At 34.0% G+C, this 20,319-nt stretch carries 23 protein-coding genes; 16 read left to right on the forward strand and 7 right to left on the reverse strand.

What is annotated here, in order from left to right:
• Positions 1–6: 6 nt before the first annotated feature.
• The 7 genes from ABH961_RS15915 to ABH961_RS15945 all read left to right on the forward strand — a co-directional run bounded on the left by ABH961_RS15915 (position 7) and on the right by ABH961_RS15945 (position 7,183).
• Positions 7–156, forward strand: a complete 150-nt coding sequence (locus ABH961_RS15915; protein ID WP_000256359.1) for a hypothetical protein — start codon at positions 7–9, stop codon at positions 154–156.
• Complete coding sequence (locus ABH961_RS15920; protein ID WP_141501819.1) at positions 149–907, forward strand: ABC transporter ATP-binding protein; 759 nt, start codon at positions 149–151, stop codon at positions 905–907. The genes ABH961_RS15915 and ABH961_RS15920 overlap by 8 nt, the downstream gene beginning before the upstream one ends.
• Positions 904–3,393 carry an FtsX-like permease family protein gene (locus ABH961_RS15925; RefSeq protein WP_404519636.1) on the forward strand — a complete coding sequence of 830 codons (2,490 nt, stop codon included), beginning with the start codon at positions 904–906 and terminating at the stop codon, positions 3,391–3,393. The genes ABH961_RS15920 and ABH961_RS15925 overlap by 4 nt, the downstream gene beginning before the upstream one ends.
• Before the next feature lie 374 nt (positions 3,394–3,767).
• Positions 3,768–4,331 carry a maltose O-acetyltransferase gene (locus ABH961_RS15930; protein ID WP_048546494.1) on the forward strand — a complete coding sequence of 188 codons (564 nt, stop codon included), beginning with the start codon at positions 3,768–3,770 and terminating at the stop codon, positions 4,329–4,331.
• A gap of 69 nt (positions 4,332–4,400) precedes the next feature.
• Positions 4,401–5,594 (forward strand): MFS transporter, encoded by a 1,194-nt coding sequence (locus ABH961_RS15935; RefSeq protein WP_000417597.1) that lies wholly within the window; start codon positions 4,401–4,403, stop codon positions 5,592–5,594.
• A 122-nt stretch (positions 5,595–5,716) separates the two neighbouring features.
• Positions 5,717–6,757, forward strand: coding sequence for an ROK family transcriptional regulator (locus tag ABH961_RS15940; RefSeq protein ID WP_141497561.1), 1,041 nt, complete (start codon positions 5,717–5,719; stop codon positions 6,755–6,757).
• Positions 6,758–6,802: 45 nt separating this feature from the next.
• Positions 6,803–7,183, forward strand: a complete 381-nt coding sequence (locus ABH961_RS15945) for a VOC family protein (protein ID WP_098847466.1) — start codon at positions 6,803–6,805, stop codon at positions 7,181–7,183.
• Between the two features lie 75 nt (positions 7,184–7,258).
• On the opposite strand, the gene ABH961_RS15950 is transcribed toward ABH961_RS15945, so the two are convergent.
• Both ABH961_RS15950 and ABH961_RS15955 read right to left on the reverse strand, forming a co-directional pair.
• On the reverse strand, positions 7,259–7,708 hold the full coding sequence (locus tag ABH961_RS15950) for an NUDIX hydrolase (RefSeq protein ID WP_098152270.1): 450 nt from the start codon (positions 7,706–7,708) through the stop codon (positions 7,259–7,261).
• Positions 7,709–7,725: 17 nt separating this feature from the next.
• Positions 7,726–8,565 (reverse strand): DUF2785 domain-containing protein, encoded by an 840-nt coding sequence (locus ABH961_RS15955; RefSeq protein ID WP_098847464.1) that lies wholly within the window; start codon positions 8,563–8,565, stop codon positions 7,726–7,728.
• A gap of 123 nt (positions 8,566–8,688) precedes the next feature.
• Here ABH961_RS15955 and ABH961_RS15960 point away from each other — a divergent pair, with 123 nt between their 5' ends.
• A complete protein-coding gene (locus tag ABH961_RS15960) occupies positions 8,689–9,411 on the forward strand; it encodes a GNAT family N-acetyltransferase (RefSeq protein ID WP_048546483.1) in 723 nt (240 codons plus the stop codon).
• A 175-nt stretch (positions 9,412–9,586) separates the two neighbouring features.
• Positions 9,587–10,609 (forward strand): tyrosine-protein phosphatase, encoded by a 1,023-nt coding sequence (locus ABH961_RS15965; protein ID WP_098847461.1) that lies wholly within the window; start codon positions 9,587–9,589, stop codon positions 10,607–10,609.
• Between the two features lie 93 nt (positions 10,610–10,702).
• On the opposite strand, the gene ABH961_RS15970 is transcribed toward ABH961_RS15965, so the two are convergent.
• Positions 10,703–11,209 (reverse strand): DUF1648 domain-containing protein, encoded by a 507-nt coding sequence (locus ABH961_RS15970; protein ID WP_306472363.1) that lies wholly within the window; start codon positions 11,207–11,209, stop codon positions 10,703–10,705.
• A 237-nt stretch (positions 11,210–11,446) separates the two neighbouring features.
• Here ABH961_RS15970 and ABH961_RS15975 point away from each other — a divergent pair, with 237 nt between their 5' ends.
• Together ABH961_RS15975 and ABH961_RS15980 are read left to right on the forward strand one after the other, a co-directional pair.
• Positions 11,447–12,157, forward strand: coding sequence for a YjjG family noncanonical pyrimidine nucleotidase (locus ABH961_RS15975; protein ID WP_098202103.1), 711 nt, complete (start codon positions 11,447–11,449; stop codon positions 12,155–12,157).
• Positions 12,158–12,329: 172 nt separating this feature from the next.
• A complete protein-coding gene (locus tag ABH961_RS15980) occupies positions 12,330–13,292 on the forward strand; it encodes a tubby C-terminal domain-like protein (RefSeq protein ID WP_098222354.1) in 963 nt (320 codons plus the stop codon).
• Between the two features lie 208 nt (positions 13,293–13,500).
• Here the strand turns inward: ABH961_RS15980 and ABH961_RS15985 are convergent, their stop codons facing one another.
• Positions 13,501–13,704, reverse strand: a complete 204-nt coding sequence (locus ABH961_RS15985; protein ID WP_048544541.1) for a helix-turn-helix transcriptional regulator — start codon at positions 13,702–13,704, stop codon at positions 13,501–13,503.
• Positions 13,692–14,051 carry a DUF3796 domain-containing protein gene (locus ABH961_RS15990; RefSeq protein ID WP_033656368.1) on the reverse strand — a complete coding sequence of 120 codons (360 nt, stop codon included), beginning with the start codon at positions 14,049–14,051 and terminating at the stop codon, positions 13,692–13,694. Before ABH961_RS15990 ends, ABH961_RS15985 begins: the two co-directional genes overlap by 13 nt.
• Before the next feature lie 180 nt (positions 14,052–14,231).
• Here ABH961_RS15990 and ABH961_RS15995 point away from each other — a divergent pair, with 180 nt between their 5' ends.
• From ABH961_RS15995 to ABH961_RS16015, 5 genes are all read left to right on the forward strand, one after another.
• Positions 14,232–14,426: a hypothetical protein gene (locus ABH961_RS15995; protein ID WP_000958865.1), complete on the forward strand. Its 195-nt coding sequence runs from the start codon at positions 14,232–14,234 to the stop codon at positions 14,424–14,426.
• Between the two features lie 88 nt (positions 14,427–14,514).
• Positions 14,515–15,240, forward strand: a complete 726-nt coding sequence (locus tag ABH961_RS16000) for an ABC transporter ATP-binding protein (protein ID WP_048544545.1) — start codon at positions 14,515–14,517, stop codon at positions 15,238–15,240.
• A complete protein-coding gene (locus tag ABH961_RS16005; RefSeq protein WP_098122787.1) occupies positions 15,233–16,891 on the forward strand; it encodes a putative ABC transporter permease subunit in 1,659 nt (552 codons plus the stop codon). The genes ABH961_RS16000 and ABH961_RS16005 overlap by 8 nt, the downstream gene beginning before the upstream one ends.
• A gap of 56 nt (positions 16,892–16,947) precedes the next feature.
• Positions 16,948–17,706 (forward strand): SDR family oxidoreductase, encoded by a 759-nt coding sequence (locus ABH961_RS16010; RefSeq protein ID WP_048544550.1) that lies wholly within the window; start codon positions 16,948–16,950, stop codon positions 17,704–17,706.
• A gap of 338 nt (positions 17,707–18,044) precedes the next feature.
• Complete coding sequence (locus tag ABH961_RS16015; RefSeq protein WP_098132335.1) at positions 18,045–18,755, forward strand: hypothetical protein; 711 nt, start codon at positions 18,045–18,047, stop codon at positions 18,753–18,755.
• 50 nt (positions 18,756–18,805) lie between these two features.
• Here the strand turns inward: ABH961_RS16015 and ABH961_RS16020 are convergent, their stop codons facing one another.
• A complete protein-coding gene (locus tag ABH961_RS16020) occupies positions 18,806–19,738 on the reverse strand; it encodes a hypothetical protein (protein ID WP_098069011.1) in 933 nt (310 codons plus the stop codon).
• A 71-nt stretch (positions 19,739–19,809) separates the two neighbouring features.
• Positions 19,810–20,286: a XoxI protein gene (locus ABH961_RS16025; RefSeq protein WP_098847457.1), complete on the reverse strand. Its 477-nt coding sequence runs from the start codon at positions 20,284–20,286 to the stop codon at positions 19,810–19,812.
• Positions 20,287–20,319 lie beyond the last annotated feature (33 nt).

Here is a 20,319-nt window from a genome sequence, read left to right on the forward strand (position 1 = left end):
ATAAAAATGGTTACAATTCTCGAATTAAAAATGTTGCTAGTTCAAATAGGAACAGAAATTGTACCACCTAGTAATTTAAAAGAAAAAATTTTAATTCAGGTTAATTTGGTGGAGGGAATAAAACTTAATAATGTTGAGGTGAATAATGATGAGTGAAGTTGTGTTAGCAGTTCAAGATTTAAGTAAAACATATGAGAGTATAGATACAAATGTTAGGGCGTTACAAAATGTAACTTTGGAGTTAAATAAAGGAGAACTCCTTGCCATAATGGGAACGAGTGGATCTGGAAAGAGTACATTACTAAACATTCTTGGTGCTCTAGATAAGCCTGATGAGGGGGTTATCTATGTAAATGGTGAAGTGCCTACAAATATGTTTGTTGAACCATATGCGACGGAGTACAGGCGGGATAACATAGGATTTATCTTCCAGTCATTTCATTTATTAAAGGATTTATCTGTAGAAGAAAATATTGCGTTACCCCTCATATTATCAACTGATTCAGAAGAAGAGATACGAGAAAAAACAAATAAAATATTAGATGTTCTTGGTTTAGTAAATTGGAGAAATCATCGACCAGTTCAGCTTTCTGGGGGACAACAACAACGTGTTGCAATTGGTAGGGCATTAATAACATCTCCTCCAATTGTTCTTGCAGATGAACCTACTGGAAATTTAGATTTCAATACGTCTAATGATATTTTACGAGTACTAGTCAATATGAAACAAAGATTCAATCAAAGTATGATTCTTGTTACTCATGATCCTCACATTGCTACGTATGCAGATCGGGTTCTCTTCTTTCATGATGGAGAAAATGTTGATGATTATACGTGTACTCATGGAGTAAATGATATGAATATCATTTTAGATAAATTTAAAAAATTACTGGAGAAATCAAAATGATAAAATCAGTACGAGGATTAAGTTTACGCTTTTTTAAGACGAATAAATTTACTGCTATTTCCTCTATAGTTAGCGTTATGTTGGCTGTTTGTCTAATTGTTACGATGGTTGTATTTTCGAGTCATGCGAAACAGTCTGTTATAAATGAAGTGAAAAATGTATATGGAGATATGGATTTATCAGTTGGATATAACCCTGATCAAAATAAGTTGATGGATAAATCTTTACTACAAAATATTAAAGAACAAAAAAATATTGAATACATATCAAAAGTATTAGTAAATCATTTGCAAGTGAATAAATTGAATACCGCTATTTATACAGTAGGTGTTCAAAATGATTCGTTATCGAAAAGTCGATATCACTTCTCTAAAAATCTATCAAATGAGGAAGTAACATTAAATGATGGATTAGCGGAAACTTTACAAGTAGAAGTTGGGGAAAGGATTGAAATAGAAAATAAATCCTATGTAGTAAAAGAAGTGTTACCTGATATAGAAGCTGGAGGTTCAGCTCCGGATATACTCGTTTTATCAGAAGGTGCAGTGAAACAGCACGTATATGAAAAAACAGGTAAACACAATGAGGCTACTTATGTGTTGATAAAAGCAAAAGAGAATGCCGATGTATTAGCATTGTCTAGTCAAATTCATAAAATAGACAAAGAATTAAGAATCGATATTGCGGAGGAAGACGAGTTTTTAAAAAGGAACTTAGCATCATTACATATTTTTATAATCGTTTTATCTATATTAATACTTATTATTACTGCGTTATTATTGATATCTAATTTTGAAGTGTTTTTATATAAATATAAAAGTCAATTTGCTATTATGCGATCAATGGGAGCAACAACGAAACAAATGTTTAAAGTTATATTTATTCAATGTAGTGTAATTAATTTCTTTGGTGGAATATTTGGTCTGTTACTAGCTATAATCAGTAACCGTTTTTTACAAAGTTGGCTAGAGCATATATTTGCTTTTCAAATTAAATCAATGAATTTCGATTATGAAGTAGCAACTATAACGATGGTTTGTAGTATCTTTTTTATTGAAGTGTTTATGTTATATCCTTCATACAGAAGTTCGAAAATATTGCCAATAAAGCTTATGCGCGAAAATGAAGAATCCGATTTTTCTAATGAAAAAACACGCAGTATGATGGGGAAAGTCCTTTTAATTAGTAGCATATTTTTAACTGCTTTAGGTGGATTTGTAGCAAATACAGGAGATACGCAGGCGATAGTGATATTAATTGGAGCTATATTTCTCGTTTTAGGAGTATATATTTTATTTCCGACTTATCTTTCTTCGATATTAATAGCATGTCTACCTATGATGAAAAAAATATTTGGAAGAAATACATTTGTTGCTATTAAAAATGTAATTCCGCAAGTAAGGAAAAATACATTTGTTATCCTAATGATAAGTACAATGATGGTGATAGTTGTCTTCGGCTCCACTATATTTAAAACGATGCAAAAAAATAATGAAAGATATTTAAAACGCGAATTTCCAACACATATTGTTGTGGAAAATCGTTTGAATAATGATTCAACAATTACCTTACCTCATATACAAAATGTATTTAAAGAAATAAGTAGTGTAAAAGGAGCAAGTACAATTAGTACGAACTCACTGGCAGAATTAAAGCAAGGTAAAAATTATATTACTTTTGACTATAGTTTAGGTGATTTGAAAGAAATGGAAAAGCAAGGGTTACTGTCAGAAGTACCAGCAAATTTGGAGAATAGTATAATTGTTACAAAAGAGTTAGCGGAGCGGTATAAACTTCATGTAGGTGATATCGTTCAATTGGGGCTATTTTCAGAACAGGAACAAAAAGTTAGACCGACTAGTAAGGTGGAAATTGGGTTAATTGTTAATGAGCTACCGAATTCTCCTGCGGTACTCATGGATTGGAGGAATGTAACATATAAACAAGATTATACAGCCTTTGAGCGTGCATTTATTAGTTCAAATAATGAGAGAGAGACGTTGGAGCAATTAAAGAAATTGAAAGGCCAATATCCACAATTAAAAATAAGTAGTTATACTCAATCGTTAAAGCAATCTAATTTAATGTTTCAGCAAAGGTGGTCCATCTTCATCGTTGTTATTGTAGTAATTTTGTTTAGTGTAACATTAGGGGTATGCAATACACTTATAAATAATATTCAATCTAAAAGAAAAGAATTTGCTATTTTACGAGCAATAACAGTTAAGAAAAAGGGAATTGTACAAGTTATTTTGACGCAAGTTAATTTATATGTACTTATTGGAATCGTACTAGGGGCTGTTATAGGAATATTATTAACCTATATGGTAAGTATAATAGATCGTACATCTTTATTTTTTGATTTCAAACTTATCGTAACGGTAATAGCGGGGATGTTCGGAATAGTCCTTATTATTTTTATACCTTTTGCTAATAGAATAGGAAAAAGGGATCTTATTCAAGAGTTAAATAAGGATAATAAATGAAAGAGATTAACCCAAGTAGTTATTCAGCTACTTTTGGGTCAATCTCTTTTTTATTAACACTTGATTTGCATATTGGTTTGCTCATTAATAAACATATAGTATAGCGCCTAAAGGAGAGGATTTCATGTAACGATGAGTCTCAACGGTTTTAATGAAAAACAATGGATAAATCATTATATTAGTTAAATGTCACCAAGTAATATCATTAGGTGAAGTAAGAATTCACATTTCCTTTCAAAACTTATTAGTTGCACATATTAAAAAATATGCTAATATAGGGATACTTATTAAACCTGTTTAATAAGTATAATTAAAGTCACTTATTAAAGTTGTTTAATAAGTGTAATTCATTCTATAACGAGGGAGAGGATTGTATGAAAACAGAGAAAGAAAAGATGTTAGCGGGAGAAATGTATGTTGCGGAGGATGAAGAATTAGTGGCTGATAGGGTGGAGGCAAAACGTTTAACACGCCTTTATAACGAGGCGATGGAGACAGGAGATGAAAAACGTTTTACATTATTAAATCAGCTTTTAGGTTCTTCAGCTGATGGGAAAGCCCAAATTAATCCTGATTTTCGTTGTGATTACGGCTACAATATCCATGTTGGAAAGAGCTTTTTCGCAAATTTTAATTGTGTGATTTTGGACGTTTGTGAAGTACGAATCGGTGATAATTGTATGTTTGCACCAGGTGTCCATATTTATACGGCCACTCATCCTTTACATCCGGTGGAACGGAATTCTGGTAAAGAATATGGAAAGCCTGTAAAGATTGGTAACAACGTTTGGGTTGGCGGGGGAGCTATAATTAACCCTGGTATTTCAATTGGAGACAACGCTGTAATTGCCTCAGGGGCAGTTGTGACAAAAGATGTACCTTATAATGTAGTTGTTGGTGGTAATCCAGCTAAAGTTATTAAAACGATAGACTTATAGAAATCGTTTTTTACGGGTATATGAATAAACTGGTGTCTTATCGTATAGACAATGTGAAAGGTGTTTCATATGGAGAAATATAGTGCGGACAATCATACAAAGACATTACTTGCCTCTCGAAACGCTCTTTTTCTCTTATTTGCTTTGCCAGGTGTCGCGTTTGCTACATGGATTTCAAGAACAGCAGCTACTCGAGATATGTTAGCAGTGTCAAATGCAGAAATGGGCTGGATTTTGTTCGGACTATCTGTTGGTTCAATAATTGGTTTACTGAGTGCAAGCCGCTTCATTGACTGTAAGGGAGCTAGAGACGTTATTATAGGCAGTATGTTTTTTATGATTGTTGGATTGATTTGTTTAGGTATAAATATTTATTTTGTTTCTAGTATGGGGGCTTTTAGTAGCTTACTAGTATTTGGAGTAGGCTACGGATTGGCGGAAGTCGCATTGAATGTAGAAGGTTCTTCCATTGAGCAGAAATTAGGAACAACTCTTCTTCCGAAATTCCATGGCTTTTTTAGTGTAGGAACTTTAGTAGGCGCGCTCAGTGGTTCTGTCGCAGCGTCGCTTCACATCCCGATTCTGTATCAGTTTCTTGTGATTTCGGTCATGTTTCTATTACTTGTATGTATGGTGTATCGTTTTCTTCCGCATGGAACAGGAAAGAAGGAGAAATCGCGGAACAAAAGGAGAGAGAAGCGTACTTCCTTACGTATGGAAAAAAAGGTGCTTTTAATTGGTCTTTTTGTGCTTGGAATGGCATTTGCAGAAGGTAGTGCAAATGATTGGCTACCTATCGTGATGGTAGATGGACATGAGCAAAGTATAGTGGCAGGTTCTATTATGTACGCAATTTTTGTATTAGCAATGACGTTAACTCGTATGTGTAGCAGCTATTTCCTTGATCGATTCGGTCGTGTCGCTGTCGTACGTGCCACTATTATGATGGCGATTCTAGGAATTTCAATCGTAATATTTGGGAGTAATTCGTATTTTCTAGCATTTGGTGTAGTACTGTGGGGGATTGGTGCAGCGCTAGGGTTCCCAATTGGTCTGTCAGCTGCTGGAGATGACCGTGAAAATGCGACTTCTAATGTTGCTGCAGTTTCTATCATTGGTTATACAGCCTTTTTAGTCGGACCACCATTTTTAGGGATACTTGGGGAAGCATTCGGAATACGTAATGCCTTGCTAGCTGTTTTATTATTTGTTCTTTTGTCTGGAATTGTATCGTCTATTACGAGAGAGAATACACCGAGCTAAATAAGGATTGCATGCAGCGGAAATATATCATCTCTATTGCTTTAGAAAATGATGTATGATATATTGTCAACGCAACTTATTAAAAGTGTTTAATAAGTATGTTGATTAAGGTGGTGAGCGATTTGAGTGAACAATTTGTTACTCAAAAATCGATTAAAGAGACGATCTTTCGCGGCATTCGTACGGCTCTTCTAGAGCAAGGAAGTGCGACGAAAGTTGAACTTAGTAATACATTAGAAATTAGTTTTCCAACGATAAGTAAATTTATAGAAAATATGAAACAAGATGGTGAAGTCACTTTAGTCGGTTTAGATGATTCAAGTGGCGGAAGAAGAGCGAAACGATATGCGTATAATCCGGAATATATGTTAGGATTAGCGATATTTTTAGAGAAAAATGAAACAAACTATACCATTTTTAACTGTTTAGGGGAAGTAAAAGAACAAGGAAGTACTTCAAGTTTATTAATTGATACTGGCGTAAATCTATTATCTAAACATATTGAAAGTCTTATAGCTACATTCCCGAAAATAAGCTCTATATCAATTGGTGTGCCTGGTTCGGTTGATAATGGTCGTATTTTTTATATACCTGGTTATGAAAAGTTCCAAAATTTTAATTTGAAAAGTCATTTGGAGGATCTGTTTTCTATACCTGTAGTAATAGAAAATGATATGAATGCCGCAGTCCTTGGCTATTATAAAAATACTGGAAATAATGATAAATCATCTCTTGTATATTTGTATTCAGGTCAAAACGGCCCAGGGGCGGGAATTATGATAAATGGAGATGTGGTACGAGGGAGTACCTTTTTCTCAGGGGAGATATCTTTCGTTCCACAGTATGATAATAAAAACTTCTTACAATCTTTGAGAAGTGAAGATGCAGTAAGAGATTCAAATAATCCAGAGCAATATAATATAGATGCTATTACTCGTTTAATAGCTACATGTATAGCTATTATTAACCCGCATGCCTTTATCTTTTGTGATGATGAAGTGAACCAATTTGTAATAGATCAAATTGTAAAAACTTGTCCGAAGTACATTCCAGCGGAACATATTCCGAAAATAACAGTGAGCGATTGGAAAGAAGATTATTTATATGGATTAAAAAGCCTTGGACTTGATCTGATGATTATAAGAGCAAGTAAAGAAAATTAAATATCAAATTGTTGGTTGAATACTGTAAAAGAAAAGGTGTCGATTATGAAAATTGAACATGTAGCAATTTGGGTAAATGATTTAGAAGGTATGCGTGATTTTTATAAACAGTACTTCGGTGGTGAAGAAAATAGCTTATATCACAATCCGAAAAAGCAGTTTGAATCTTATTTTATAACTTTTGAAGGTGGAGCGCGTCTAGAACTTATGAGGCAAGTAGGGATAGACGGTAATACACAAACACAAACAATGGGATATGCGCATATTGCTTTTTCTGTAGGTAGTAAAGAAAAAGTGAATGAATTAACTAATATATTAAGAGAAGCAGGATACCCTGTATTAAACGGCCCACGTACTACAGGGGATGGTTACTATGAAAGTGTAGTAAGCGACCCTGAAGGAAATCAGATTGAGATAACAATCTAACATAAACAAGCTCATTTCGCGTTATCATGACGGGAAATGAGCTTGTTTTATTTCTATAAAAATATGTAATGTTTTTTAATTGGAGTGCTGAAACTCCTTAATAATTCTCTCAATAACAGGAGGAAGATTACTAGGTAACTCATCAAGCGGAAAGAAGCGTAGTTCTTTCGATTCCGTTTGGTCGCATACAAGTTCGCCATTGAATTCGCGGCAAATATAAACAACGAGTACACCGTGTACTTGATCGCCGTTTGGATAGATTTGAAAGAGATCTGGTCCTGAGTATGTACGGAATAGTTCTGGATTTTTAATGAAAAGTCCAGTTTCCTCATATACTTCTCGTTGTAAAGCGTCTTCTAACGTTTCGTTATATTCTAAGGCGCCGCCAATAATACCCCAGCGCTTAAAATCTGTACGTAGCTGCAGTAATATTTCATTTTTCTCATTTAATATAATGGCGTGTGAACCTATTAAAATAAGTGGATGATTTCCTATTAAATTTCTCATATCTTCAATATAACCCATAGTTGTTCTCCTTATAGTTAATAATAGTTAGGAAGTTCTTTTAACATTCTTTCTGTTTTACGTGCTGTATAGGCTAAGTTATGATCATCTTTCGTTCTGAAAAATAATGTGCGTAAAAAGGTTTTAATGTTGGCACATAATATACAATACTCATTAAGTGAAAGGCGTTTTCTAATTTGAGGTAGCCTTTTTATTTTTTTATAAATAATTGAAATTAACTCATCTTGCGGAAAATCATGATATAGCATCGATAGTAACGGTGTAACAATTCGTTCATCTTCATTATTATGAAATAGATCCGATGGGATAAAAATTTTATTTAATAAACAATGAATTAATTCTTCATACCACTCAAAGGTCGTATAGGAATTGTGAACAATTTCAGTAAAGGCATCTGATACGTGGGCAAGACAATGAGCCCATCCTTTATTTTCAATATAGCCTCGAAAATCCGTTTCTAAGTTTGTATATGAAATGAGTTTGTTTTTTATTTCTTCAATATCTTCCTCTGTGAAAAAGTAGTGCGAGTTAGCGAATTGGAGTATTAGCGCGATTAACGAAACAGTGTAAGAACGTGTGAAAACCCCATCTGTATGTGGGGAGTGAATATCACAATATAAATACTCATCGCTTAAACAAGTTTGCAGAAGTAATTTCAGCTGATCATCCATAAGGAATTCATGATGAATGAAATAGGAAAAGCATTTATATATAAGTTGGTAACGAACGTAACTATCAGTCGTTCCGACATACTGAAGCATATTGAGCGTTAACTCATTTATATCTATATGTTGCAGTTGCGTATAGTCATTTTGTTGTATAAGCTCTAACTGTTGTTGTAACGTTGTAATATCCAATGGAGAACCTCCTCCGCACTTTAAAGATGCGATGTTTTCTAGTATTCTATATATTCAAGGACAATCCTGCTCATGCAAGGAGAACAAGTAGAAATTCGAGTATGACATAGATGAGGGAAGTATATGATGACTATAGAACAGTTAGAAAAACATTTTAAAATAAGAAGAAATGCTTCTTCTATCATGATAAAAGAAAATAATGCAGAGTCTTTTACAGAAGAGCAATTAAAGGAAATGATGCAATATTGCGTTGCTGAGGCTAAAAAAGAGGGAATAGAAAACTTACATTTTGAGATTTCTTCAAAAAGCCCAAATTACGATGTGTATAAGAAATGTTTTGAAACGTATTTATTTGAATATGTTACTGAAAACATGATTGTGTTTAAGGATATATATGAAGTAGAAGATGTAGGAAGTGAAATTGATTTTAAGCTGATTGAAGAAGTAGGAGAAGATACATTTTATTCTCTTTGGAACGAAATGACGGAAGAGCACGTCACTTATGATCAATTTGTAAATATGATGCTACAAGAAATTGGTGAGCAATGGAAAGAGCATTGTTTAACAGCGAGTGTAGGTGAAGAGCCGGTAGGAATTGTAATCCCGCATATTGAAAAGGGGACGTTAGAAGAAGGAAAACTCATGTATTTCGCAGTCGCTCCAAATATGCGAAATAAAGGGTATGAAACGGTATTCTTTACAGGAGCAATGTTTGTCTTAAAAGAAATAGGCGCATCATATTATATTGGCGAGACAAATGTACAAAATGAGTGGATGAAGGATGTTTTTGAAAAGAATGGATGTCAGTTATTAAGTTCTACTGAGCGATATGTGAGGAAGGTTTAGGAGGGTGAAAAAGGTTCTTGAACTTGTTTAACGGGAATCCGTGTACAAATTTTGAACAAGTAAAAGAACTTCTTGCCTGTTTGTAAGATAAAAAGAAAAATGAGAACGACAAAATAGATATTTCTATAATACAATAAAGAAAGATTCGATTATACGAGAAAGTGTTGGTGAAAGAATGGAGCAGCAAAGAAATTGGTTACAAGCGACTGTAGAAAGAAATGAAGACAATACGCTATATATAAAGTGGGAAAATAATATAGAAGAAGTTCGTATTTATTGGAGTACTTCACCAGATCATATTGAAGAAACTGGAGAATTACTTGCAACGGTAAATGGAGAATCATCATGTACAATTGAAAACCCGAGTGAAAATGAGCGTCCATATTTTAGACTAGTTGGAAGTAATGGACAAGCAGTGACAGTAGCTGAGCGTAGATTGCCATTACAAGGCGCGTTTAACTTCCGTGATATGGGAGGATATGAAACGACTGAAGGCCGTAAAGTAAAATGGGGTAAATTGTACCGTTCTGAAGAATTAGCAGGACTAACAGAGTGGGATATCGACTATTTACAAAAGTCTGGCTTAAAGTTAATTTGTGACTACCGTACAGACTTTGAGGTAAAGCATAAGCCAAACCCAGAAATTACAGGCGCTCGTCAAGTGTGCTTACCAGTTATGCAAGACTTAGCGAAAGATTTAAATATAAACGAGTTTTTCCAAGTTGGTGACCTTTCTATGCTAGGGAAGCCGGGTGAGTATCTTGTGAAAATGAATCAAGATTTCGTAAGTGGTAATGAGGCATTTGTGAGCTTCTTAAACTTAGCGCAAAACCCGGAAAACTTACCGTTAGTAAACCACTGTACAGCTGGAAAAGACCGTACAGGATTTGGATCAGCACTATTATTACTTTTACTAGGTGTACCGGAAAAAACAGTAATGGAAGACTACTTACTAAGTAACGGTTTCCGTGAAAAGTTAAATGAAAAAATGATGGCCTTTTTAGGTGCAAAATTACAAAACGATGAAAGTAGAGCAATATTAGGTGCAATGTTTGAAGCGCGTGCTGAATATTTACAAGCTGCGATTGATGAATTGAAAAAGCAATACGGTTCAGTTGAAGCGTATGCTGAAAAGGCACTCGGCTTTACGAAAGAGTCGTTAGAGGAAATGAAAGAGTTATTGCTAGAGGATAAATAAGAATTCGGGAGGCTGATGTGGATTAGCCTCCTTTTCTTATTGTTGATATAATTTCGTTCCATAAAGAGCTCGATAACGAAATATCGGTTCGTATTATGAGATGTTTCGTTGCTTTATTATTCCTATCACAATTGGAATAGCTGTCCCAATTAATAATATCGGTAAAAATAATTTTCCAAAACCGCCGCTCCAATCTAGAGCTATTGAAATTGTTTCAAATTGGATGAAAGCAAAAATAAGTAAACAGACATTTTTTAATTGATTAAGCATTTTTCTGCTATTTAAATAAAACTGTTTAGCATTCGATTCATTAAATCTTTTTGGATAGTTATGAACTTCTGGAAACTTTTCTAAAGTCTGCATGAGAAGGAGTATGAATGCCCCTATTCCTGGTAGAAGTAAAAGTTCCCACTTTGATCCCCAACGATCTACAGTCCCATATGCGTTATAATGTGCGGGTACTTCCTCAGGTAATCTTCCCCAAATGATAATCAAAAAAATGATTGATCCAAAGAATAATGAATATCCAATGATATCTCCAACCCATTCACTTTTTGTTTTTGGGATTTGTATTTTAGGTCTTCCCCATGAATTTACTATGTCTTTCCGCCCCTTTCTATTCCTGTATTCCTTTTTAAAAATTGGATTCATTATCCAAATTATCTCAAATTTATAGTATTTTCACAATTAATTATTTTTGAATAACATGATTCGTGTGTCTGAAACAACTTTAAGATTGCTGTACAGCTATTATTCGTAAAGGGAAAAAGTTCGACTTAAGAGACGATTAATGAGAAAATACAAGTTGTAAATAACGTACTAGTTGAGGAGAGCATAATGAAATACAAAGTTATATTATTCGACGTAGATGATACATTATTAGATTTTCCTGAGACGGAAAGAAACGCATTACATAACGCGTTTGTACAGTTTGGCATGCCTACAGGGTATAATGATTACCTTGCAAGTTATAAAGAGATTAGTAATGGATTATGGAGAGATTTAGAAAATAAAATGATTACACTAAGTGAATTAGCGGTAGATCGATTTAGACAATTATTTGCACTGCATAATATAGAAGTAGATGCGCAGCAATTTAGTGATGTATACCTTGAAAACTTAGGGAAAGAAGTACATCTTATAGAAGGTGCAGTACAATTATGTGAGAAACTACAAGATTGCAAGTTAGGTATTATTACGAATGGATATACGAAGGTGCAACAATCGAGAATTGGAAATTCGCCTTTATGTAATTTCTTTGATCATATTATTATTTCAGAAGAGGTTGGTCATCAAAAACCAGCACGTGAGATTTTTGATTATGCATTTGAGAAGTTTGGAATTACTGATAAATCAAGTGTATTGATGGTTGGAGATTCGCTAACTTCTGATATGAAAGGCGGAGAAGATTACGGCATTGATACGTGTTGGTATAATCCAAGTTTGAAAGAAAATAGGGCAAGTGTTAAGCCGACTTATGAAGTGGAGAGCCTGCTACAAATTTTAGAAATTGTGGAAGTGGCGGAAGAAAAGGTAGTTTCATTTTAAATGTGTTGATATTTGTCGATAAGTCGATATTCTTTGTCGAATCGTCGATATATCGAAAAAATCGTTGATATATTTTGAGTTACGGTAGATATATTGGAAAAATCGTCGATATAATTTGAGTTGGGTTCAATTTATAGGTACGATCGGTGTAATAACTAGAGGTGAGTAAAGAATGTTAACGTTTTTATTTGAGTTAGACAAGAGTATTCCGCACAAGGAAGAGCCACGGTATACCGCTTATGCAAATGGCTTTATTGAAGGGGATGTAACGATTCTTGTCGGTGACAGCGTACTGTTCCAGAAGTCGTGCATGAAGGTTGCAGAGCTTGGTATTTATTTAGGACAGTGGATGGAACAAGTGCAACATGGGCAGAACGAACAGTTGAATTATGAAACGAGTGATCGTGAGGAAGTAATTCTTGGATTCTTATACGAAGAGGAAGATCAGTGGAGAATAGCTTCCAGTTGGCAGCAATTTGAACTTAAGGAGCGTATATCCACTACAGCATTAGTAGAAAGTGTTGAGCGTTATTTAAATGAGCTAAATAAGGAACTGCGCGCGATAGAATATCCTGTGACGTTTGATCAGTACTTAAGAGGAGAGCGAATGATGCAGCTTTCTTACAAGCGACTGTGTGATAGTAAGGCGGATACGACGTCAATAGAGGTTTATAATGAAAGCGAAAGAGTAGGCGCAGTACGGGGCTATTATAAAAATACGTTGATGAAAGTGCTAGACTTTATTCCGAAAGTCGGTAGTAATATCATTTATGAAATAAAGGATAGTAAGGACAATATTCGCGTCGTTGCAAAGGATGTAAGTAGGCAGCGTCAAAGAAGGATTTTAGTAACGTATATCGATAATAATGATGCAGAGCATGAAATACTTGTATGTGACGGAAAGTTATTAGATGCAAATTTCTTATTTACTTTTACATATAAGGGAGAAGAATATGTTGTTCACAAAACTTCAATTGGGCTTGGAAAGTTATTACGAAACGGCTATGTAATCGCAGATTGGAATATTCGTCTTGAGGAAGATATGTATGATATTGAGATGAATGTATATGATGAGAATTATATAGAGGATCAATATTTATTGTTAGGCGTATTTCATGCGATTCTGTATGGGTGATTAGTTGAATAAATGAAAAATACCGGTATTCTTTGTGAAAAGAATGCCGGTATTTTTTATCCCACTTTAATGGGCAGTAAGACCCCTACCTCAAAACGCAGCGAAAGCAAAGAATTTAGGTGGGGGGCGGGCTGCCCATAAAAGTCCGATTGGTTCAACTAATAATCAGTGGGGGGTGAAGAAAACCCCCACTGATTAAAGTTTCACATTATTTATCCTCAAAAATAAAAATCTCATCAATCGTACTATGAAGTGCCTTCGCTATATCGTGAGCTAGTTGTAAGGAAGGGTTATATTTTCCTTTTTCGAGATGGCTTATCGTTTCACGACGTACACCAACAGTTTTCGCTAAATCTTCTTGTGTCATGTTCGATTTGGCGCGGTATTCTTTTATTCTCGTTACGAACGCCATGGCGCATCTTCCATTTCATCAACAGGTTTATCATAAAAGAACATAGAGAAGCCGAACGTAAGAATGAGTGTGCTGAAAATAAGAGCGATATCAATCTCTTGTAGCGCCGGGTTTGGAAATAACATTTCAATAAACATAATGATAGCGGTCGTTAGTAATGTAACGATAAATGCATTGCGGCACGATTTATTGACGATTTGTTCAAATAGTTCATCGTGTTGAACCGTTCTATACGTTGTGAAAAAGGAGAAGAAACAAAACATAGTAAACAATCCTTTTTCATAAAAAAAGCCGAGGAAACCGAAGAAACCGAGAAATCCTAAATATTTTATCCAAGTTGTTTTCACGATAGATTCTCCTTTCAGTGTTAGAAATAAATCACGTTATGTTATAAATATATCACATATAAAAATGTATAGTAATAATAGTTTTCCAATTCTTTTCATAATAATAGTAAAAAGAGGAAATATACTGCGAAATAAAGAGGATAATATTGTAAAATGGTTGTAAGGAGGGGGGAGGAAGGAATGTTAACTTGGATCATGATCGTTGTATTACTTGTAGTCATTACTGTAGTGGCGACGGTGTTAATTGGGCGAAATGGTGATGCGAATTATAGTAAAGCGACAAAAGGGAATATTAAACGGCTGACGATGATTTATATTATATTAGCTGTCGTTTTAATCGTTGGATTAGGCGTGTATATTTATTTTAAAGGTTAAAAAACTGAAAAAATATAAAAATCTAAAAATAGAAGTATGCTATAATATTAATATAGTTATTTGGTAATTAAGGAAAGGATTGGATGGAATGATTGAAATTACGAATGTGTCAAAAAGTTATAATGGGTCTACCTATGCAGTAAAAGATTTAAGTTTATCTGTGCCTAGCGGAGAAATCTTTGGATTTTTAGGACCGAATGGCGCGGGTAAATCAACGACAATTAAGATGATTACTGGTATTCATGGTGTGGACAAAGGAACGATTACGATTAACGGTAAAGATATTATGAAATATCCGATGGAAGCGAAAAAGACGTTTGGTTATGTTCCAGATAGCCCAGATATGTTTTTACGATTAAAGGGAATTGAATATTTAAACTTTATGGCAGATATGTATGAAGTGCCGAAAGAAGTACGCCAAGAACGAATCGAGTCTTTAGCGAAGAAATTTGATCTTTACAATGCGTTATCGGATCAAATTCAAAGTTACTCGCACGGTATGAGACAAAAAATCGTTATTATTGGTGTGCTCGTGCATGAGCCAGATGTATGGATTTTAGATGAACCGTTAACGGGGCTTGATCCGAAATCTGCATATATTTTAAAAGAAATGATGAGAGAACATGCGGATAAAGGAAAAATCGTATTTTTCTCGACACACGTATTAGAAGTGGCAGAAAAAATATGTGACCGCGTTGCAATTATTAATAAGGGAAATCTTCAGTTTAAGGGGAATTTAGATGAAATGAGAGATCATTTTAAATCCAATGAATCACTTGAAAAAATGTTCTTGGAGATGACGGGCAATGAGTAAAATTTGGACGTTAACGAAAGTATTATTGAAATTAAATTATGCAGATTTCATAACAGATAAGAAGAAGCGATGGGCGTATGTATTTTCATTTGCAGCCATTTTATTTGTAGGATTTTTAATATTTGGTTCTATCACGCACGGAATGTATGAAGGTATGAAACATTTAGGGCAAGACCCAGGAATGATTATCGCAATGGGACTTGCGATTGCGAGTATATGGGTATTTTTAATGAGTATAACGAACATTTTAACTGTATTTTACTATAGTAATGACATTGAAATGTTATTACCGTTACCATTGAAACCAGCCCAGATTATTTCGGCAAAATTTTTAACGGTATTAATTACACAATACGTAATGAGTTCATTCATTTTATTACCAATCTTTATTACGTACGGGTTAAAAAGTAGCGCATTTATTACCTATTACATATACATGATTTTTATTTACTTACTGTTCCCGATTGTGCCGTTAGTATTAGCTTCGTTACTGATGACAGTTATTATGAGATATACAAATATAGCGAAAAATAAAGACCGAGGAAATATATTTATTGGAATCGTCAGTATACTATTTATTGTAGGAATTAATGTATTTTTACAGTGGAAAAATAAAAGCTCGTTTTCTGAAGATGCAATTACGAATTACCTTGCGAACAACCAATCTTCTCTTCTAGTACAAATGACAAACTATTTTCCAACTACATATTTTGGAGCAGTGGCATTAGTAGAAAATGCAAATTGGAAGGGACCTTTATACGTAATCATCTTTGCACTTATTTCATTTGTATTTTTTGTGTTGTTTTATTACATTGCAGAGCGTACATATTTAAAAGGGGTTATTGGACTTTCAACGAGTACAGCAAAAAAAGAGGTTATTTCAGCAGAAGGCTTACAGAAATCAACGGTACAAAGTTCACATTTGAAAGCGTATGTGAAAAAAGAATTTAAAACGTTATTCCGTACACCACAATTTTTCTTAAATTGTATCGTACAAACTTTCGTTATGCCGATTATGTTATTCTTTGTTTTATTCGTGCAAGATGGGAATTTAAAGTGGATTACAGGGTATATTGATAACCCAAAATCAGCAGGATTGGCGATTGGTGTAGGACTTTGTGCATCGTTATTTTTAATGGGAAGTAACGTTATCGCAACAACATCATTTTCACGTGATGGAAGCTCTTGGTTTGTGAATCGTTATTTACCTGTAAAAGCTTCGGATATCTTTTTTGCGAAAGCAATTACTGCTTGGTTAATTAATGTGATTATTTTAGCAGTATTCGGTATTACGATGGCAGTTGTAGCTGGGATTTCTCCTGTATTCATGTTACTGTGGTTTTTACTAAGTGCGAACGGTTTACTGTTAATTAATTTAATTGGTACACGCTGGGATGCACAAACTGCAGATATACATTGGGATACAGAGCAGAAATTATTTAAGAGCCGATATACAACTTTGTGGAACTTTTTAGCTAATATTTTTATAGCTTTAGTTATTGTAGCGGGAGTAAGTCTATTATACTTCTTCCTTCAAGTAGGACTGTGGGTTATGTTTATCGTTTTATTTGTAATGTTTACGATTGTAAATTATATCTTCATTAAAATTTTAAAATTAGGTGCAGAACGCATATTATCAAATATTGAATAAAAAGATAGATCCTCTGTATTCGTGCAGGGGATTTATCCATAGATGGAGGAGAAAAGGTGAAGAAAATAGCAATTGTAACAGGGGCAACTCGTCTGAATGGAATTGGTGCAGCTGTATGCAAGGTGCTTGCTCAAAAAGGGATAGACATTTTTTTCACGTACTGGTCTCAGTATGATAAAGCGATGCCGTGGGGAATGCATGACAAAGAGCCCTTTTTGTTGAAAGAGGAGATTGAAAGTTTAGGTGTTCGATGTGAAATGGCAGAAATCAATTTATCGCAGTCGTATTCGCCAAATCGTTTGTTTTATATGGTCTCAGAACGTTTAGGTGATCCATCTATTTTAATTAATAATGCAGCGTATTCTACACATACGAGAATTGAAGAATTAAATGTAGAACAGCTAGATAAACATTATACAGTAAATGTCCGCGCTACTATGCAATTAAGTTCATTATTTATAAAACATTATGCACTGAAAACGAATGGAAGTATTATTAACCTTACTTCAGGACAGTCACTAGGGCCAATGCCTGATGAACTAGCATACGCAGCAACGAAAGGAGCAATTGAAGCATTTACAAAATCAGTAGCACCAGTTGCGATGGAGAAGGGGATTACAGTGAATGCTGTTGATCCAGGACCGACGAATACAGGATGGATTACAGAGGAACTGAAGCATCATTTAGTATGGAAGTTCCCACAAGGTAAAGTAGGAGAACCGTCAGATGCAGCACGCTTAATTTCTTTTTTAGTAAGTGAAGAAGCAAAATGGATTACGGGGCAAGTCATTCATTCGAACGGTGGTTACTCATAAATATATTATGTTAACAATTGTTGAGAAACAAAAAAATAAAAGAAAATTTTATTTTTTTGTTTAAATAAAATGTCAAGAAAGATAAAAATTTGATAGGAGAGTATATCGTCATATGAAGATAGTAATTATTCATTTGACAATATACTCTTTTTCTTTTACTACAGAGAAGAAAAATGAAGTAGAAGAAACTCGAATATTCAAATGGGTTTATCAGTTTTTGTACGTATTATTATGAAGATTACTGTCGGAAAGATGGTGATTCATGTGAAAAGGGATTTTTTAAGGGGAAATCGAATCGTAAAGGGGAGGATAAATAAAGTAAACATAGGGGGATTTATATGAAAATGAAAAAGGTCGCTATCGCATCGATAACAATTGGTACAATGCTTACTATGGCAGCTTGTAGTCCTTCAGCAGAGAAAGAGACAGAAAAGAAAGAGCAAGTAACAGCGCAAAATGAAGGAGAATCAAAAACGACAAGTGCAGATGAGACGTCAAAAATAACGAAAGATACTGAAAAAGATACAAATACTTCTTCAAATGAAAAAACAGATAAGGATGCAAAAAATACGAAAGAATCATCAGGAACAGAGAGTAACGGTAAAACGTCATCTCAAAATGAGAATGTGAAAACAAAAGAAAAAGAGACGACAGGAAAAATGAATGACGAAACGACTAGCGGAAAAACAACAGATCAAAGTACAAGTACAAACTCAAACGGAAAAACAACGAAAGATCCGAAGAAAAGCGTAGCTGTGAAAACAAATGTAAAAGAAGTTGCTGCATTGATTGATAGTTTAGACAAGCAATTAGCTGCAAATCCGAAATTAGAAACAGTAAATAAACTTGGAAAACAAATTAATGAAAAGTGGGATGTAATCGAGAAAGAGTTAGAAGCATCTCATCCAGCTGAATATAAAACAATCGGACAAAGTATGTATCCGTTAATTGTAGGAGCGGAGAAAGAAAAGATAGATATTAATAAAATGAAATCATTAACGACGAAAACGAAAAAAGATTTAACTCAGTTATTAACGAAACTTTCGTAGTTTGAAAAGCCTACTGTGGAAGTAGGCTTTTTTGTATTTTTTGTAAAAGTCTATTTATTTTCAATTACGATACGAAATGAACCGAATGCTTGTTGACTGACATAATCTTCTTCGCTAGTTTTATAAGGAAATGGAAAAGCGACGAGCTGAAAATTACTTTCCTGATCCACTGAAGGCAATGTAAAATTGAAAATTTGTCTCGTTTCAGGTGCGACCGCAGTATAAACGACTTTTTTATCATTAAATATTTCAACTTGTTCCCAATCTTTAAATGCCACGATTGCGTAAGTCATTTCATCTTTTGTTTCATTACCATTTGATAAGGTTAATTGTCTGCCTTCTTTATCAGAGAAGACAGTTTGTAAGTTCTCTTCATTGTTCGTAACAAATAATGGTTCATAAAGACCATCTTTTAAAATAGCATTTGGATCTATAAAGGTGAGTTTTATTTTTTCGCTTCCCTCCTGAGGGGGATTTGTTGAGTATCGCATACTTAAAATTTCTTCTAATATAACCGCTTTACTTAAGTCATTATCTTTTAATTTATATTCAGGTTTTTTAATTATTAAAAAGGTTAATTCACTTGCATTAGGAGAAGTGTGTAAAGAGATTCTCGTAGTAATTGAACTATTTGGTTTCATATCAAAAGAATAGTGTGATACTTCATTAGCAGCTTCTTCTATTTTAAAAGGTTTTTGTTCGTAATCTTCTAGGACAATTAATCCATATTTTCGGTCTTCATCAACATTATGTATGAATGATAACGATACATTTATTTTATTATTCTCCATAGTAATTTTACTACCATTATTAATATGTTGACCTTTAGTATTCTTCAATCCGTAAGAAATAGTATTGGTTTGTTGCTCTCGCTTATTTTCTTTAGGAGATGTATGTGGTTGTATGATTGAAGTAGGGAACAAAACATAAATTATAATTAATGAAATAAGTATAACACTGATAATAATATACATTTGTTTCATAAATAGCACCTCAATATATTTAAAATATAAGAGAAAAAAGATATGCAAGATGCATATCTTTTTTCTCTTTCTTACCAGGAAGCTTTAGTTTCGTGATTCACATCATTATAACCACTCAATTTATAGGTATGATTACCAATAGCGTAATCATCTCCATAATAAACACTTGTGTTGGTCGCTGTAGCACTTACATAAGTTGATTTTTTGGCACTATTACTTTTCATATTCACTAATGAGCCATCGCCATTGAAAGTTCTTGCTTTTGCATAAATATAGTCTTCGATCGTAGTTGATTTCGATTTAGCAACTGCATATGGGTTACCAAAAAAGGGAGTATACACGCTAATATTAGAGTCATTCTTAGGTGCAGCTGCAACAGTCAAACTAGGAACATTAGATGTTTTTGCTGATTGAACAGCATCATTGTTAACCAAAACGGGCTGCTTGTCTGCAGTGCCCACCTCTGAAGCACTTGCGTTATTAGTAAAACCAAAACCTAAAACCGCTAACCCTAAAGTTGTCACCGTTAAAGATTTTTTCATATTCACTAATTTTCCCACCTTTTTTAATTTTGAGTTCGA

Source organism: Bacillus sp. RC251 (assembly GCF_044908765.1).
In the GTDB taxonomy this organism is placed as follows: domain Bacteria; phylum Bacillota; class Bacilli; order Bacillales; family Bacillaceae_G; genus Bacillus_A; species Bacillus_A wiedmannii.